Annotated in this window: 12 protein-coding genes; 2 read left to right on the top strand and 10 right to left on the bottom strand. The window is 42.9% G+C overall.

The window, feature by feature from the left end; translation table 11 throughout:
* Positions 1 to 213 precede the first annotated feature (213 nt).
* The 3 genes from CXF61_RS10235 to CXF61_RS14280 form a co-directional block, all read right to left on the bottom strand.
* Positions 214 to 687 carry a BLUF domain-containing protein gene (locus CXF61_RS10235; RefSeq protein WP_165598135.1) on the bottom strand — a complete coding sequence of 158 codons (474 nt, stop codon included), beginning with the start codon at positions 685 to 687 and terminating at the stop codon, positions 214 to 216.
* Positions 688 to 1,139: 452 nt separating this feature from the next.
* Positions 1,140 to 1,478, bottom strand: a complete 339-nt coding sequence (locus tag CXF61_RS10230) for a hypothetical protein (RefSeq protein ID WP_165598134.1) — start codon at positions 1,476 to 1,478, stop codon at positions 1,140 to 1,142.
* A gap of 32 nt (positions 1,479 to 1,510) precedes the next feature.
* Complete coding sequence (locus tag CXF61_RS14280) at positions 1,511 to 1,645, bottom strand: hypothetical protein (protein ID WP_264755683.1); 135 nt, start codon at positions 1,643 to 1,645, stop codon at positions 1,511 to 1,513.
* Positions 1,646 to 1,944: 299 nt separating this feature from the next.
* Between CXF61_RS14280 and CXF61_RS10225 the strand changes: the two genes are divergently transcribed.
* The gene (locus tag CXF61_RS10225) at positions 1,945 to 2,775 is read left to right on the top strand and encodes an HAD family hydrolase (protein WP_165598133.1); all 831 of its coding nucleotides are present in this window, start codon (positions 1,945 to 1,947) and stop codon (positions 2,773 to 2,775) included.
* 215 nt (positions 2,776 to 2,990) lie between these two features.
* Here CXF61_RS10225 and CXF61_RS10220 read toward each other — a convergent pair whose 3' ends face one another.
* Complete coding sequence (locus CXF61_RS10220; protein ID WP_165598132.1) at positions 2,991 to 3,818, bottom strand: 3-oxoacyl-ACP reductase; 828 nt, start codon at positions 3,816 to 3,818, stop codon at positions 2,991 to 2,993.
* 383 nt (positions 3,819 to 4,201) lie between these two features.
* Here CXF61_RS10220 and CXF61_RS10215 point away from each other — a divergent pair, with 383 nt between their 5' ends.
* A complete protein-coding gene (locus CXF61_RS10215; protein WP_165598131.1) occupies positions 4,202 to 5,335 on the top strand; it encodes an ABC transporter substrate-binding protein in 1,134 nt (377 codons plus the stop codon).
* An 81-nt stretch (positions 5,336 to 5,416) separates the two neighbouring features.
* Here the strand turns inward: CXF61_RS10215 and CXF61_RS10210 are convergent, their stop codons facing one another.
* The 6 genes from CXF61_RS10210 to aroK form a co-directional block, all read right to left on the bottom strand.
* Positions 5,417 to 6,628: an FUSC family protein gene (locus tag CXF61_RS10210; RefSeq protein WP_165598130.1), complete on the bottom strand. Its 1,212-nt coding sequence runs from the start codon at positions 6,626 to 6,628 to the stop codon at positions 5,417 to 5,419.
* A gap of 289 nt (positions 6,629 to 6,917) precedes the next feature.
* Positions 6,918 to 8,339, bottom strand: coding sequence for a glutamate synthase subunit beta (locus CXF61_RS10205; RefSeq protein ID WP_057761694.1), 1,422 nt, complete (start codon positions 8,337 to 8,339; stop codon positions 6,918 to 6,920).
* Positions 8,340 to 8,570: 231 nt separating this feature from the next.
* Positions 8,571 to 13,034 (bottom strand): glutamate synthase large subunit, encoded by a 4,464-nt coding sequence (gltB, locus tag CXF61_RS10200; protein ID WP_165598129.1) that lies wholly within the window; start codon positions 13,032 to 13,034, stop codon positions 8,571 to 8,573.
* A gap of 1,004 nt (positions 13,035 to 14,038) precedes the next feature.
* A complete protein-coding gene (locus CXF61_RS10195; RefSeq protein ID WP_165598128.1) occupies positions 14,039 to 15,127 on the bottom strand; it encodes a hypothetical protein in 1,089 nt (362 codons plus the stop codon).
* A 129-nt stretch (positions 15,128 to 15,256) separates the two neighbouring features.
* The gene (gene aroB, locus CXF61_RS10190; protein WP_165598127.1) at positions 15,257 to 16,363 is read right to left on the bottom strand and encodes a 3-dehydroquinate synthase; all 1,107 of its coding nucleotides are present in this window, start codon (positions 16,361 to 16,363) and stop codon (positions 15,257 to 15,259) included.
* Positions 16,364 to 16,438: 75 nt separating this feature from the next.
* Positions 16,439 to 16,999 (bottom strand): shikimate kinase AroK, encoded by a 561-nt coding sequence (aroK, locus tag CXF61_RS10185; RefSeq protein WP_165598126.1) that lies wholly within the window; start codon positions 16,997 to 16,999, stop codon positions 16,439 to 16,441.
* Between the last annotated feature and the right edge of the window lie 27 nt (positions 17,000 to 17,026).

Here is a 17,026-nt window from a genome sequence, read left to right as displayed (position 1 = left end):
TTGCAAGAGTCAGGTATGAATAGTCACTTATGAACATCCGCCAATATTCTGTCCAATTGCTAAGAAAACATCCTGTACCGCTACTGCTAACTTGCTTTCAACAAAAAGCCGCCTATACACAGGTATAGACGGCTTTTCTATTCTAGCTAGGGCAAGTGCTACTAACTACTCTAAGAGGCAAATATTCAAGAAATAAATGCTACTCATTTAAAATTAATTAGATTCAGCATCTTCAAATATCGCTTTCAAAAAGCTTTCAATCTGAGAGCTTTTCATTAGATAAGGATTGTAGTCGGAGCCTGCTGAGAAGTTCTTTAGAGCATGCTCTTCATCTTCAACGCTTGAGGTTAGATGTTTAACTAAAAACCCATTCCATTGGCGAGATTCGACTTCCTCTATATTCACAATATTAGGGACAATAGTTGAATGCTCGTCAAGTATCTTTTCCAAGGCAGTATTGATAGCAGGTCTTGTTCCTTGGAAACTTTGAACGAAATAACCTTCACTAATGACTAAAGCTGAAACGATATCGTTTTCTTCAAAATATCTGCGCCAGTACTCAAGTGCGCGAGTCAACTCAATCCCAGAATCTAGATCGACATTTTTGGCGATATACGTCATGTGGATAAGAATATGTTCGCCATGCCTTTTTCTATCTTCTGAAGGCTGGCTTGTCGTTATGTTCATAAGAAACCTTATTTATAAAATAATTCATTCAAATCAAGATACACTTTAAGATAAAGTATAATTAATAACGTTTTTTATCATTTGCTATGATTTTTTTAGATTTATAACATAGAAGTTTCAATGATATAGCATACCAATATTCATAGTAGTAAAATTATACTACAAAGTTGTCACGTTCAGTATCTTGGCATTATTCCAATAATTAACAAGCCTAATCTATATTCTCCTATAGCCCTGCCTCAACGTACTTATATGACTGAGCCACGTTTACTTATTGGCTAAATATTATAAACATCAATCAGGGTCTTTAATGTCTATAAGCTAGCCTGTTTATAGGTATATAAAACACAACTTACCTTCAATAAAAAGCCGTCTACGCTATGTATAAACAGTTTTGTATAGACGACTTTGTTGCATGCTAATTGTTGCATATTAATTGAATAGCTAACGTATCAATACCGTCCCATCTCAACGGTTGTTTCAGCAAGTACCGAATCGCCCTGCCATGCTTGTACATCTACAGTATACAGATGGTTCTTGCCGCCAGAGCAAGGCGGCTTATATGCACCGCCCGCCTCACCTTTGCGGTTACGGTATTCTGCGACCATCTCAATACCGACTGGTACTTCGTAAGTGTGACCAAATACTCGTGGCACTTCTGCGCTCGTAGCACCCTCTGGTAGTGCAAACTCGACAATGCCATGGCCACCATGCTGCATACGTTTATTGCTTACATCGTTGTAGACGAACACCAAGCTTTCAGCTCTTGTAGGAATGTTTGAAACAGTCATGCTAGGCGTGGCTGGGCTTTTACCGTCATAGTTTAAACATTGCTGCCCCTCAGGTATTTTTTGCCATCCCAAACAGCATCATTAAATTCAACATCCATTGCAAAAGCATTGGCAGATAAAGCTAAGGTCGCCAAAACTGTAACCGTTTTTAAGATGAAAAAGTTCATACTTGTTCCTTTAGGTAACTGATGCATTAATAACGATAGTCCATCTTATTTCGTAGATTAGTTTTGATAATTGAATATAACTTTATAATAAATAAACACGGTTAAGTTAGTCATATCGTTTAGCATTTTTGTTAATACTCTGGACAAGCAATGAGCGGTTCTACAGGCTACATGCAAATACTGTCTCAATAAGCATACTTGTAGCATCATAGGTTACTCGATAGGTATTTATCTGATTGGGTATGTTGTAGTAGTATCTGAATCATTGTATCTACACGACTAAAAATAATAGGATCATCATGTTTATCGAAGATAAGATTGCCAAAGAAAGTATGACTACTAAGATTTCGACCCCCAAAATCATCTTTTTTGACATCGATGATACCTTGAGCCGCAACGGCATTATCGCTGAACACAATAAAGCGACGCTTGAGCAGCTTGCAGATACCGATATTAAACTAGTGATTTCGACTGGTCGTTCTAAAGCCATATTGCCTGAAGACATTCTAGCGTTGCTTGATGCAGATATATTGGACGCCATTATTTGTATGAATGGACAATATAGTTTTGATAAAGGCGGCCGAATCAGCCACTACCCATTAACTGCTGAACAGACAGATAAAATCGTACGCCTATGCCAGCAGAGTGATTTGATTCATAAGTTTGACTCTGCCACTCATATCGCTTGGTCAGGTGAAAATGAACGTTTACGCGAGTTCAATGCGGTCACGCCCAACTCTATCGTTGCCCCTGATTACTATAAATCAAACACGGTGTATCAATGTTCTGTTTTCTTTAATAGTCAAGAAGACAAAATGCAAGATATTGACTTTGCTCAATACGATTTAAAACTGGTACATTGGCATCATATTGGCGCCGATATATTGCCAATAGAAGCATCTAAAGCACGAGGTATTAAAGATGTGTGCAAATACTATGATGTAGATGCAAGCGAGTGCATGGCATTTGGTGATGGTATGAACGACCTAGAGATGTTTGATCTGGTCGGGTTTGCCGTGGCGATGGGCGATGCGCAACCCGCACTGATAGAACGTGCTGATTTTGTCACTGGGACGATTGAAGAATATGGCATACAGACAGTGCTTGATCAGTTGAAAACAGCATCATAAGAGTACCTATGTAAATAAAGCCATTAATGTTCATCTAATTAACGTTCATTTAAAAAAAGCCCTTACTAACCGATTAGTAAGAGCTTTTTATTATGGTCTAATTTTATATAGAAAATATAAATAAAATCTTTAGCAATGATGATTCCATCACATTGACGATCGTTTTGTTCTTCTACAAATCCAATAGAGCGTTAAGCAATCAGTTAAGGCCTCAATTAAGGCATGGTCAAGCCACCATCGACAGCGATAGATTGTCCAGTAATAGCCATGCTCAAATCAGACGCCATGAGCAATACTGAATTGGCAAAGTCCGCTACCGAAGTCGCTTGGCGCAGCGGCGTTGTAGTCGCGATATAGTCAAATACCTCTTCAGTGGTTAAGCTGCTTGCGTCGGTAGTTTTTAATAATCCACCTGCCAGCAAACTAACCCGAATACCATACTGTCCAAGCTCGCTTGCTAGGTTGCGAGTCAGTCCAATCAACGCTGATTTAGCCGTGGTGTAATCATAATAGGTAACCACTGGGTTGTAGACAAGATTGGTTGAGATATTGATAATTTTGCCTACTTGCTGCGCTTTCATTTGCGGCAACACCGCTTGCACCGTATTGACTGCGCCTTTAACGATACCGTCCATTTGCTGCGAAAAATGCGTCCACTTTACTGTTTCAATACTGGTGTACGCAGCGCTTGGATTGAACTGATAATTCGGCAAAGCATTATTGACCAATATATCGATACGACCATGACGAGTGATGACTTCAGCTGCCATGGCTTGTACTTGCTCAAGCTCAGTGACATCCGCCTGATAAGCAAATGCTTGACCGCCTGTCGCGATGATGTCAGCCACTACCGCCTCAGCAGCCTGTTTACTATTGAGGTAGTTGACGCAAACGATAGCGCCTGCTGCTGCCATTTGCTGTGCAATCTGTGCACCAAGCCCTCGACTGGCACCAGTGACTATGGCGACTTTATCCGTAAGCAATGCCGGTATAACTGAGTGGCTTTTATTCAAGGTGTTTTGAGTTGAGGTACTTTCGGTCATTGTGCTGTATCCTTTATTATTATGGTATGGTTGGTGTCTTAGAGCCAAAGGCTGATATCTGCTTAAATGATGTTCGTCATACTTCGGCCTGCGCCAATCATAGCATGGTTATATGCTATCTTTTTTCGATTCGAGGTTAGCAGCTCGCTAGCAATTCTACTCAGAATTAGCTGTCATTCAGTTAGTCTTGCTACTCATCTCATTAGCCCAACTGGCTATTTTTATTAGTATTGTTAAGTATTACCTTAATAACAACCCTTTAAATTGTACAAATTAATGACCATAATAGTTTTATTGGCCATGTCAGGCTTTTATCTTTTTATCTTTTTGGCTTTTTTATTGAATTTTTCTGATTTGCATTATCTTTATTTAGGAGAGATATTTTGACCCATTTATCATCGTCCCATCCAACTACTCACACCTCGGCTAGTGTCAGTCGCATAGTGCCAAAAGCATTGTTAGCAGCGGCTGTCGGCTTGGTACTTGCCAGTTGTAGCAACTCTGACGATGCAGCGGATGGCAGCGCTGCGGCGAGCAATGAGACGCTGAACCTTTACAACTGGTCAGAATATATGCCGCAAGAAATTTTAGATGGCTTTGAAGAAGAGACTGGCATCTCAGTTAATTACACCACATTTGACTCTAACGAAGCGATGTATGCCAAGCTCAAACTATTGGATGATTCTAGTCAGTATGACTTAGCGATTCCATCGACTTATTACGTCGAAAAAATGGCGAAAGAAGGACTGTTGCAAGAACTAGATAAATCTAAATTGAGCAATTTCAAAAACCTTGATACCTCATTTACCAATACCAAAGTCGATCCTGACAACAAATACTCTATCCCTTATATGTGGGGCAGCACCGGTCTCGCTATTAACGGTGACAGTGTCGATCCGAAAACTGTCAATAGCTGGAATGACCTATGGGATCCTAAGTATAAAGGTCAGGTGATGCTGACTAACGACGTGCGTGAAGTATTCGGTATGGCACTGCTGACTCTTGGCTACTCAGGTAATAGTAGCAATCCTGACGAAATCGAAGCCGCTTACGATAAGCTCACCACGTTGATGCCAAACGTCAAAACTTTTAACTCTGATGCGACACGTATGCCGTATATTGAAGGTGAGACTTCGCTTGGTATGACATGGAATGGTGAAGCAGTCATGGCCAATGACGAAGGTTTGACTAGCTTGGTTTATAAGTATCCAACCGAAGGCGCTATCTTATGGATGGACAATTTTGTCATTCCAAAAAATGCTAAGCAAGTTGATGCAGCACATAAGTTTATTGATTATTTATTACGTCCTGAAAATGCAAAAATCGTCAGCGAAGAGATTGGCTACGCATCACCAAACATAGCAGCGCGTGAGCTGATGGATGAGAGCGTCCAAAACAATCCAACGATTTATCCTTCTAAAGAAGTATTAGCAAAAGCTGAGTTCCAAGAAGATGTAGGCGATGAAGCGTTGCAAGTGTATCAACAGTACTGGGATAAGCTAAAGACTGGTCGTTAATAGTTTTAATTTAGCATTTTAGAATAAAGTAGTCTTTGAAAAATAAAAACGCTGATCCTAAATGGTCAGCGTTTTTTTGCGCTATAAATGTAAATCCGTCTCGCCGCCCTGCTCTTTCATTCGGCGCTGCTCGCGGCGTTGATAGCCCAGACCGGATGCAGCAAACCAATGCGGCTTCGATGTTTGCAGTAAATCACTCAGCTGCTGCAACTGAGTCTGCAAGGTTTGTGTCAACCAGAAATAGCCCTGCCACTCAAATGCTAGGTGCTGTACGCTTGGATACTCCGAGACAGCAATACGAGTAATGGGTCGAAATACTTCATCGCTTGGACTACGTAACACCGCTGCCATATGCTGCATCGCTTGGGTTAGCTCATGCTGATAATGTACCAATAAAACATGGTTTTCTTCATCAATTTCGATATTTGCCAAGCGCGGTGCCGCACTTAGTAGTAAATCAATCGTCCCAATGATATTACGATGAGTACGCTGAATCGTTTCTAATGTTTCTTTTTCGATTCCTGACTCACTGGCTGTCGCCGCGATATGGGGGCGCACGGCTAGCAAGCGTTTATTGATCTGCTGTAACGCTGTGACCAACGCTCTATCAACGGGTACTTCCTTAACAGGAAAAGCCACTGGGTTTAACTTTTGAACAGAGTCGTCCACCACTCCATCCGTCGCCTCAATATGATGACCTACGCCAGCGTAGAGGCTACTACAAGCATCAAGATTACTACTCAATAAGAATCGCCACATCAACGTTGATTTGAGCGGCAAAATTAGCGTTACTGCTACCGAAACGCCTGTCCCCAGTAAGATATTTAAGGCGCGGTAGATACCATCTTGACCAATGCTATTATTGCCTAAATCAGAGACAATCATCAACATAGTGATGCCCGTTAGCAGCCCTGTATACCCAAGCTGTCTGACGGCTAAATAGCCAATGATGCCGCTGAGCAGACCAATGAGGGCATAGTCCACCCATAGCCATGCGCCTGCGTTCTGATTAAACCATAACACCCCAAGCGCAGTACCAATACCTAACAAAGTACCAATCACGCGCTCTTTCGCCTTAGTATAAATAGCACCTTGGTATTGCAATAACCCTAGAATAATGAATACTGTAATGGTCGTCCATTCACCGTGCGGAAGATTGGTGATTTTATTGACCAATAAAGCCAATATCACAGCCGTGCCTAGGCGTGTGGCATGTAGGATATCTGCATGTTGGTAGCGAACATAGGGTTCGACAAATGGAGCAATAATACGCTGATAAAGGGTGGGTTTCACGCAAGGCTACTCTTTTTGGGTGGAATGTTTAGGTGAGACACTTTAATAAAAGATTATTAAAAAATCTCACTAACTAGCGGTAAGTATAAGTTAATATTCTATCAGCAAAATGACGGGCAAAAAATAACGCCTTCTACCTATTATTCACAGGTAAAAGGCGTTATAAAAAATATCCTAGCACACTATATTGAAATCTACGCTATTGAAGATTATTTATCAAATGACTCAACAAATTATTCATTGAGAACCGCATCAGTGTGAATGAGTAATAGTCTATTGCGCTAGCGTATTATACTTCTAGGTAGTCTAAAATACCTTCCGCAGCTTCACGGCCTTCCCAAATCGCTGTCACAACCAAGTCAGAACCGCGCACCATATCGCCACCAGCGAAGATTTTAGGATTTTGGGTCTGGAATTTGAAGGTTTGCTTTTCGGCTGCTAGTACACGACCAGAGCTGTCCATCCCCACTTGCTGAGACTCGAACCAATCAGCAGGACTTGGTCTAAAACCAAAGGCCATGATGACTGCATCACATGGGATAATCTCTTCAGAATTAGGAATTGGCTCAGGGCGTTGACGACCACGGTTGTCTGGTGCGCCTAACTGAGTAGTAACAACTTTTACGCCGTTAACTTTACCGTTTAAGCCAATGATTTCGGTTGGCTGACGATTGAATAAGAACTCAACGCCTTCCTCGCGAGCATTGACCACTTCACGGCGTGAACCCGGCATGTTTTCCTCATCACGGCGATAGGCACAAACTACTTTTTCGGCGCCTTGACGGATACTGGTACGGTTACAGTCCATTGCGGTATCACCGCCACCGAGTACCACCACCTTTTTACCTTTAAAGTCGATGTACTCTTCAGCGTCTTTTTCCCAGTCATTGCAACGGTTCACGTTCGCAATCAGGTAATCTAGTGCATCGTAGACGCCTGTCAGCTCTTCACCAGCGAAACCGCCACGCATATAGGTGTATGTACCCATACCCATAAATACCGCATCATAGTCAGCCAATAGCTCGTCAATCGTGACATCTGTACCAATCTCTGTCTCTAAACGGAATTCGATACCCATGTCTTCAAAGATCACACGGCGATTGCGCATGACGTCTTTTTCCATTTTGAACTCAGGAATACCAAAAGTTAGTAAGCCGCCAATCTCAGGGCGCTTATCAAAGACGACTGGTTTGACACCATTTCTGACCAAGATATCCGCACAACCTAAACCTGCTGGTCCTGCGCCAATGATAGCGACTTTTTTATCTGTCCAAACGACTTCAGACATATCTGGACGCCAGCCAAGTGCAAACGCAGTATCGTTGATATATTTTTCAACATTACCAATAGTCACTGCACCAAAACCATCATTTAACGTACAAGCGCCTTCACACAGACGATCTTGTGGGCAAACTCGTCCGCACACTTCAGGCAAGGTATTGGTACGGTGGCACAATTCAGCTGCCTGAAATATCTGACCTTCTGTGGCCAGTTTTAGCCAGTTAGGGATATAGTTGTGTACTGGACATTTCCATTCGCAGTACGGGTTACCACACTCAAGACAACGATGCGCTTGCTGAGCAACAGCTTCGTTTTCGAAAGGTTTATAAATTTCAACAAACTCTGTTGAACGCGTTGCAATGTCTTTTTTGGTTGGATCAAATCTTGGTACATCTAAAAACTGGAAGTTATTTTCTAAGCGTTTTGCCATGGTGCTATCTCTTTTATATAAGGCTCTTTTGCAGTGGGTGGCGACAGTCAGCGATGTTTGGTTTGTCTAAAATCTAAGACATATATCGCTGCTGTCACGTACCTGCTGAAAACCTGTGAGTTAAAACGTCTCTAAAAACGGAACGCTGGCTAACCTGATTAAAGCGATTGCCGATCCATCAATACATTCCATCAATGCAATCCATTGATACGATAGGCAGTTACGTATCGGCTATTGTGGGTCGGCCATGGTAGTTTTAAGAAGGCTTGCAATGTTCGCCGCTTTTGGCTTAACCAAATAGAACTTACGAACATAGTGCTCAAAGTCGTTCAGAATTGTCTGACCCCATGCACTGCCTGTTTTATCTACATGAGCTTCAATCACTTGTTGCAAATGAATGCGATGCTCTTCTGTTTGCTCGCTTGAAATACGGTTTAGATCGATTAGCTCATGGTTGCAACGGTCAAAGAAGTCGCCTTCCATATCGAGTACATACGCAAAACCACCCGTCATACCGGCACCGAAGTTGAGTCCAGTACGGCCAAGAATCGTGACGATACCGCCCGTCATATATTCACAGCAATGGTCACCTGTGCCTTCGATGACTGCGTGTGCGCCAGAGTTACGGACGCCAAAACGCTCACCTGCTGTACCAGCAGCATATAGCTTACCGCCAGTTGCACCATAGAGACAGGTATTACCAATAATGGCTGTTTCTTGTGCTATAAAGTTTGAGTCTTTCGGTGGATAAATAACAATCTCACCGCCAGCCATGCCTTTGCCCACATAGTCATTGGCGTCGCCTTCAAGCTCGATATTTAAACCGCCAGCGTTCCACACGCCTAGACTTTGTCCTGCGGTACCAGTTAGACGAAGCTTAATTGGCATATCGCTCATGCCAAGGTTGCCCCAGACTTGCGCAATCTCACCAGAAATACGGGCACCGATAGAGCGGTCACAGTTACCAACGAAATAGCTATAATCGCCGCCTGCCCCTTTGCGAATGTTCACAAGCATATCGCTAATCATCTGCTCAGCAAGCAAACCTTTATCAAACGGCTCATTACGCTCAACCTGACAAGTTTGTGCTTTACCTACGCTGGCTGGGTGACTAAATAGCAATGGCGTTAAATCAAGATGACGCTGCTTATCCGTATTACCTTCTAAGATATCAAGCAAGTCAGTACGACCAACCAGCTCTTCCATACTACGAACACCTAGCGCTGCCAACCATTCACGTGTTTCGGTCGCGACAAACTTAAAGAAGTTAATCAGCATTTCTGCTTCGCCAATGAAATGCTCATCACGCAGCTTGGCTTTTTGAGTAGCAACACCTGTCGGACAGTTGTTTAAATGGCAAATACGTAGGTACTTACAACCAACTGCAATCATCGGCGTGGTACCAAAGCCAAAGCTTTCTGCACCCAAGATAGCAGCTTTTACTACATCCAGTCCTGTTTTTAGACCACCGTCAGTCTGGACACGCACCTTATCACGTAACCCGTTCACTCGTAGAGACTGATGAGTCTCAGCCAAACCTAGCTCCCATGGTGAGCCTGCATGATGGATAGACGATAGCGGAGACGCTGCCGTACCACCGTCATAGCCCGAGATAGTAATCAGATCGGCGTAGGCTTTTGCAACGCCTGTCGCGATCGTACCAACACCTGGACGTGAGACCAATTTAACCGATACCAATGCATCTGGATTGACTTGTTTTAAATCAAAAATCAGCTGTGCCAAATCTTCGATAGAATAAATATCATGATGCGGCGGCGGTGAAATCAAGGTTACACCTGGCACTGAATAACGTAAGCGTGCAATCAGCGCGTTGACTTTACCACCAGGTAGCTGTCCACCTTCACCAGGCTTGGCACCTTGAGCTACTTTAATCTGCATGACTTCAGCGGAACGAAGGTAGGCAGGTGTGACCCCGAAACGACCAGAGGCAACTTGCTTGATTTTTGAGTTGCGCAATGTGCCGTAACGCGCAGGATCTTCACCGCCTTCACCAGAGTTTGAGCGACCACCGATAGTATTCATAGCCATCGCAATCGACTCATGCGCTTCAGGAGATAGCGCGCCTAGTGACATGCCAGCTGAGTCAAAACGCGTCAAGATTTCAGAGATATCTTCCACTTCATTGACATCGATACTGTTGTCAGTTTTCAGTTGCAACAAATCACGTAAGGTCGCGACCGGACGGCTATTAACTAAATCAGCATAATTACGGTAATTATCGTAATCACCAGTACGTACTGCAGTATGCAGGCTATTAATCACATCAGGATTAAAGGCATGGTACTCTTTGTTGAAGACAAATTTGAGCAGACCACCCTGATCTAGAGGGGCACGACGCTTAAACGCATTGGCAGCCAGTTGCGCTTGATCAGCAGCAAGGTCTGCAAAGGTAGCGCCTTTGATTCGACTTTGTACGCCTTTAAAGCATAAATTGACGACTTCTTCTGATAGGCCGACTGCTTCAAACAACTGCGCGCCGCGATAAGAAACAATGGTAGAGATACCCATTTTTGATAAGATTTTCAGCAAACCTTTATCTAAGCCTTTGCGGAAATTAACACGGGCTTGAATCGGATCACCGAGTAGCTCACCAGTCGCGACCAAATCATCAATGACATCGTATGCCAGATATGGATATACACAAGTTGCACCAAAACCAATCAATACCGCTATTTGATGCGAGTCACGGGCAAGACCTGTCTCAATGATTAAATTAGCATCGGTACGGATACCTTGCGCGATTAGATAATGATGCACAGCACCAGTTACCATAATGGCGTTGGCGGGTACTTTGTCTGCATCGATATCTTTATCAGATAAGACAATCAACGTATTGCCTGAGCGAATGTTATCTGCCACCTGCTCGCAAATAGCGACGATAGCATCAGATAGCTCTACAGTACGGTCATAGTTCAGATCAATGCGAGCCATCTTGAACGCTGAATCATCCAAGGTTTCAAGCTGCTGCATCTTGCTGGCTGACAATACTGGCGATGACAAAATAATACGATGAGCATCTCTCGCAGATGGCGCAAATACGTTAGTCTCAGCGCCTAAACAGGTCTGCAACGACATTACGATTGATTCACGTAATGGATCGATTGGCGGATTGGTCACCTGTGCAAACTGTTGGCGGAAGAAGTCACCGACATGGCGAATTTGCTGCGACAGTACAGCCATTGGCGTATCGTCACCCATTGAGCCGACTGGTTCTTGACCATTCTCAGCATTAGGGCGAATGATTTCTGTGCGCTCTTCATTGGTGATGTGATACATCTTTTGTAGCGCTTTGAGCTTATCACCGCGGCACGCTTGCGTTGCTAACGTTTCTTCTAGACGTTCATCATCACGGACACGCGTCGCTTCTTCACGCAACCATTTGCGATATGGATGCGCCGTTTTTAGTAAAGTTGCAATGGCCGTCGTATCTAAAATTTGACCAGTCAACGTATCAATGACCAGCATTTGACCAGGTCCAACGCGACCTTTTGCCAATACGTCTTGTGGCTCGTAATCCCAAACGCCCACTTCGGATGCAACAGTGATATAACCATTCTTAGTGGTTACCCAACGTGACGGGCGCAAACCGTTTCTATCAAGCATACAGACCGCATAGCGTCCATCTTGAATGACTAGCCCTGCTGGACCGTCCCACGCTTCCATATGCTGTGAGTAAAACTCATAAAACGCACGTAGATCCATATCCATGCTATCAACATTCTGCCACGCTGGCGGTACCAAGATAGACATTGCATGGAACAGGTTCATGCCACCAGACATAAGCACTTCGAGCATGTTATCTAAGCTTGATGAATCTGAACCGGTACTATTTACAAGTGGTGTCAACTCATTCAAGTTAGGCAGTTTGTCTGATTTTAGCTTTGGTGTACGCGCTTTAGACCAGTTGCGGTTACCTGTAATGGTATTGAGCTCACCATTGTGCGCAAGATAACGGAATGGCTGTGCCAGGGGCCAGCGCGGTAACGTATTGGTTGAGAAACGCTGATGGAAGACTACAATATGTGATGCCAAACGCTCATCTTGCAAATCCAAGAAAAACGCTGGTAAGTCTGAAGGCATTACCAAGCCTTTGTAAATAATAGTCTGACAACTCAATGAACAGACGTAGAATAGCTCATCATCCGTCAAACGCTGCTCTGCTTTTTTGCGTGCAACAAACAGCTTACGGTTGAAATCATCGGCTGCTAGATCATCTGGCGCATTAACGAACACTTGCTTAAAGTCTGGCAATGTCTCACGACCAATCTCACCAACAATACTCAAGTCAAGTGGTACATCACGCCAGCCAGCCACTTCTAACCCTTGGGCTGTAATCTCATCGCTTAATACTTGTTGGCTATGCTTGGCTTTATCGCTATCTAAATTCACGAACACCATACCGACAGCAAAGTTGTCCGTAATGGCAAATTGCTGCTCGTCAGCAATCTGTTTAAAGAAATCGGTAGGCGTCGCTAATAGTAAACCACAACCATCACCAGTTCTACCGTCAGCAGCAACACCGCCGCGATGTGTCATACAACTTAAACTATGAATGGCAGTTTTTACCAAATCATGGCTCGCTTCACCCTCAATATGGGCAATTAGGCCAAAACCGCAATTATCAGAAAAATCATCTGGCGTGGCCAGGTGTGTTTGTGAGGAAATCATTGACATAGCTTGTCCTTTTAAGTAGACGGGCAACTTACATTTCCAATGCGGAGTATAAGTTGGTACCCGTAAGCAGAACGGGCTGATAGTGGATATTCGTGTGTTCGAATTGGCAAATAGTGCAATGCTCGATAGACATCATACTCTAAGAGAAAGTAAAACCCTTGACCCTCCTGGTCATTAGCTGATGTCTTGACATGTGGTCCGTGTATCAAAAGATAGTAAGTAGCAGCCCTTGGCAACGGGAGAATCTACGCCCTTAAATGCCAGTTACTCAATCAGTGATATCTAATGCCATTCATTTAAGCATCATTTGTTATGTTGTCATGTCTAGCATTTAGAGCTAAACATACAATGACTTAATAACGGTGCATTTGTTTATCTTGAATATCTGACGCTCTGTATTCAAGCACTTTGTTTACCCTAAAAAGAGTGACAATAAGAGAGGTTGCGTCACTTACGTTAACCTTATTATAGATAGTAAGTAACTGCGCTTGAGACAATAATATTTAGTAAAGAACTCTAAAAACCACGAAAAAACTACTAAATAGTTGTTAAATAGACATTTTTTACGATAACTATACAGAACGTCGCCCACAGTTATATTAGTTAATGATTGTCGAAAAATCTAGTCTTTTCTATCGATTCATCAGCCATAAATTGTAAGAGGACTTATTACTATTGGTTATGAGACAAATAAAACTACTATTAAAATTTTAGGTGGTGTGTCAAAAAGTATGCTGATTAAAATTTGAACAATTTTTGAAGCCTTGAAAGCCTTATAGAATCAGAGAACTTAGCATAGATTTCGTATTGACTTTTATCGCCAGCATACTTTTTAGAACACCACCAAATTTTAATGTAAACCATATAAATGACATTTAGCAAAAGGCTTTGATAATACTTATCAGTAGTAGCTTGCCGTTTATTATGACGATGAAATTATTTTGTGTAACGCTAAAAAAACCCACTAACCAAATAGCTAGTGGGTTAAATTAATCAGACAAAAACTAATTACTCTTGTCTTCTATTAGCGCTTTTATACTATCGCTATTACTCTTGGGAGGATTAGCGTTAGCACTTTTGCCATTAGCATTTGAATTATTGTTCGTGCTACTAGGGGGCTTAGGCGTTGGCACGACTGGTGGCTTCTTACTAGTAGAATTCTCCGCTGGTGCCGCAGGCTTTTTGTTTTCTGGCGCAGGCTTACTTGCGTTGTTTTCTTCTTTTGGCGATGTTTCAGATATTGTCTGCGTCTCACCACCAACCGTACGCTCTTCGCTAACAGATAACGTAGCAGAGGTATCTACCGACTGACGAATACTCTCTTGAGTACTGCTACTATTGTTGCTTTCTTGGTTACCTCGATTACTGTTAGCACTGGCTGATTGAGCAGCGGCGTCATCAGCTTCTTCTTGCAAACGAGCAGGCACTTCGCGCTTAGTAGGTTTCAAATCGACGGCACGTGTACGTTTCGTACTTAGATCTTTTACTGGATCAGGACGCTCATAGTTATCAATGATACTGACATACCGGTTAATTTCTTCTGGCAGTACACGTACGTTTGTAGGTAACTTAAAGTCTATTAGCTTTGCAGCCCCTACCGCTTCTTGCGGGCTACTCATAATCCCATAAGTCAGCATATAACGGACTTGTTTTTCATCATCAAGATAACGGAAATAAGCAAATTTATCACGATCTTGACGGCCTTCTAAGTAACTAACAATCACATCGTTTTCAGAGACATTCATTACTTGAACAGTCCATTTGCCTTTGTTAGCTAGCAGATAACGCTTGTCTTTAAACTCATCAGGATAATCGCGCAAATCTCGTATCGTTGCATCAAAGTTAATCGGTTGTACATCCGTATCTAGCTCATGCAGCGATTCGACTTTTAGTGGTTGCTCAAACTCTTCATTCAAAATCTCTGGCGCTGATATCGGGGCATTTTCAATTTTGGCACCCATGGCTGGCGTTTGACTAAACATCCATACTAACGCTGTGACCACCCCTAAAAGTAGGGTCACTATTAGCCAAATCAGTGCTTGACGACTGTATGATTGGCTAGCAGTTCGCGTTTTTGTTTTTGATGTTGCCATGAGGCGGTCCTTGGTAAACACTTGTTTTACAGCATGATATAAATGCTTATTCAAACAGAGGTACAGCTAACCAGTTGGCTATAAGTACGAGATTTTAGTATAAATATATAAACGATAATTCTTGAGACGTTACGCGCTATGTTTTGACAAAACTTCATGCAATAGCTCGCTGTCAAACTCATTAGTCATTACCGCATCGCCAATTGATTTTAACAAAATTAGGCGGATTTGTCCGTGTTTCACTTTTTTATCGTGTCCCATTAAATCTAAAGCAGTGTCTACATCGATAGCTGGTGGCGTAATAGGTAAGCTTGCCAATTCTAAAACACGCTTAATACGTACAACTTCATCATCAGTTAGCCAACCAATTTTTTGCGATAGCTCAGCTGCTTGTACCATACCAGCCGCTACTGCTTCGCCATGTAACCAATTGCCATAGCCTTCATGTGTTTCAATCACATGACCAAAAGTATGACCAAAGTTCAACAGGGCACGCACACCTGACTCTCTTTCATCTTGAGCGACCACATCTGCTTTGTACTGACAGCAGCGCTTTACAGCTTCACCAAGTACTGCTAAATCAAGCGCCATCATTGCAGGCAAGTTTGCCTCAAGCCACGTTAAAAAGGCCTCATCCATGATAAGGGCATATTTAATAATCTCGGCCACTCCAGCCGATAGCTCACGTGCAGGCAGTGTCTTAAGCGTACTCATATCAGCAAGCACCATTTGCGGCTGCCAAAAAGCACCAATCATATTTTTGCCTTGCGGATGATTGATACCTGTTTTACCACCAACACTAGAATCTACTTGTGACAATAGCGTCGTTGGAATTTGAATAAAATTGACACCGCGCATAAAACTAGCAGCAGCAAAACCAGTCATATCACCGATTACACCGCCGCCAAGGGCAATAAGTGTCACATCGCGATTGAAGTGTTCTGTCATTAGCGCATCATAAATTCGATCAATACTTGCCTGATTTTTGTATTGTTCACCATCTGGCAGTACGCACACCTTTACCGTAAACTGCTCTGCTAACTCATCTTCTAATGCTTTTAAGTATAAAGGTGCCACAGTGTCATTAGTAACAATCAAAACCTGACGGCCATTGATATAAGGCGTGATCTGCTTCGCCATACTGCCATGTTCAGTCGTAGATTGTTCAGTAATGACAATAGGATAATCATGACTTTGCGTCTGAACTATTAGGCCATCATGAAACGGCATTACCATGTGATACTCCTAAAGCATTTCTAATGAGGTAAAAGTAATTGAGTCTGCATATCAATCGTAGTTGCCAGTCTATTACTAATCTTCTTGGTGCGCTGATGCGTCGGTAGTGCAATCGACGAATGATTCTAACTGCTGCATCAATTGATTGACCATGTGGCGTGGGTACGTGTGACCAGTAGGCATAATAATATGGGCGACTTGGCGATAGAGTGGATCGCGAGCACTATACAAATCTTGCAATATCTTTCTAGGATTAGGCTGTTGCAATAATGGTCGGGACTTGTCTTTAGAGGTACGGGCTAGCTGCACCTCGACAGGTGCATTAAGATAAACGACGATGCCACGTTGTTTTAGGAACTCTCGGTTTTCAGAACACATGACTGCACCGCCACCGGTAGCCAATACGATTTGAGAGTTTTGGGTCAATTCATCAATGGCACGCGTTTCACGCTCACGGAAACCTGCTTCACCTTCTTTGGCAAATATCCAAGCAATGTCGGCACCTGTCTGCGATTCAATATACCAATCACTGTCTACAAAGGTGCGACCTAACTGCTTGGCAAGCAGTTTTCCGATTGTCGTCTTCCCTGCTCCCATCGGACCTACTAAAAACACCGACGGTAATTCCTGCCCCATAATACTTACTCAGCTAAATTAGGTATG

The sequence above is a fragment of the Psychrobacter sp. 4Dc genome (genome assembly GCF_002836715.1).
Taxonomy (GTDB): Bacteria; Pseudomonadota; Gammaproteobacteria; order Pseudomonadales; family Moraxellaceae; genus Psychrobacter.
Note: the sequence above shows the minus strand (reverse complement) of the source record. Positions and strands in the feature narration are given on the sequence as shown.

Excerpts from the sequence above, each read along its gene's own strand:
- CXF61_RS10235 (WP_165598135.1), bottom strand. The coding sequence starts at position 687 with ATGAACATAACGACAAGCCAGCCTTCAGAAGATAGAAAAAGGCATGGC.
- CXF61_RS10230 (WP_165598134.1), bottom strand. The coding sequence starts at position 1,478 with ATGACTGTTTCAAACATTCCTACAAGAGCTGAAAGCTTGGTGTTCGTC.
- CXF61_RS14280 (WP_264755683.1), bottom strand. The coding sequence starts at position 1,645 with ATGAACTTTTTCATCTTAAAAACGGTTACAGTTTTGGCGACCTTAGCT.
- CXF61_RS10225 (WP_165598133.1), top strand. The coding sequence starts at position 1,945 with ATGTTTATCGAAGATAAGATTGCCAAAGAAAGTATGACTACTAAGATT.
- CXF61_RS10220 (WP_165598132.1), bottom strand. The coding sequence starts at position 3,818 with ATGACCGAAAGTACCTCAACTCAAAACACCTTGAATAAAAGCCACTCA.
- CXF61_RS10205 (WP_057761694.1), bottom strand. The coding sequence starts at position 8,339 with ATGGCAAAACGCTTAGAAAATAACTTCCAGTTTTTAGATGTACCAAGA.
- gltB (WP_165598129.1), bottom strand. The coding sequence starts at position 13,034 with ATGTCAATGATTTCCTCACAAACACACCTGGCCACGCCAGATGATTTT.
- CXF61_RS10195 (WP_165598128.1), bottom strand. The coding sequence starts at position 15,127 with ATGGCAACATCAAAAACAAAAACGCGAACTGCTAGCCAATCATACAGT.
- aroB (WP_165598127.1), bottom strand. The coding sequence starts at position 16,363 with ATGGTAATGCCGTTTCATGATGGCCTAATAGTTCAGACGCAAAGTCAT.
- aroK (WP_165598126.1), bottom strand. The coding sequence starts at position 16,999 with ATGGGGCAGGAATTACCGTCGGTGTTTTTAGTAGGTCCGATGGGAGCA.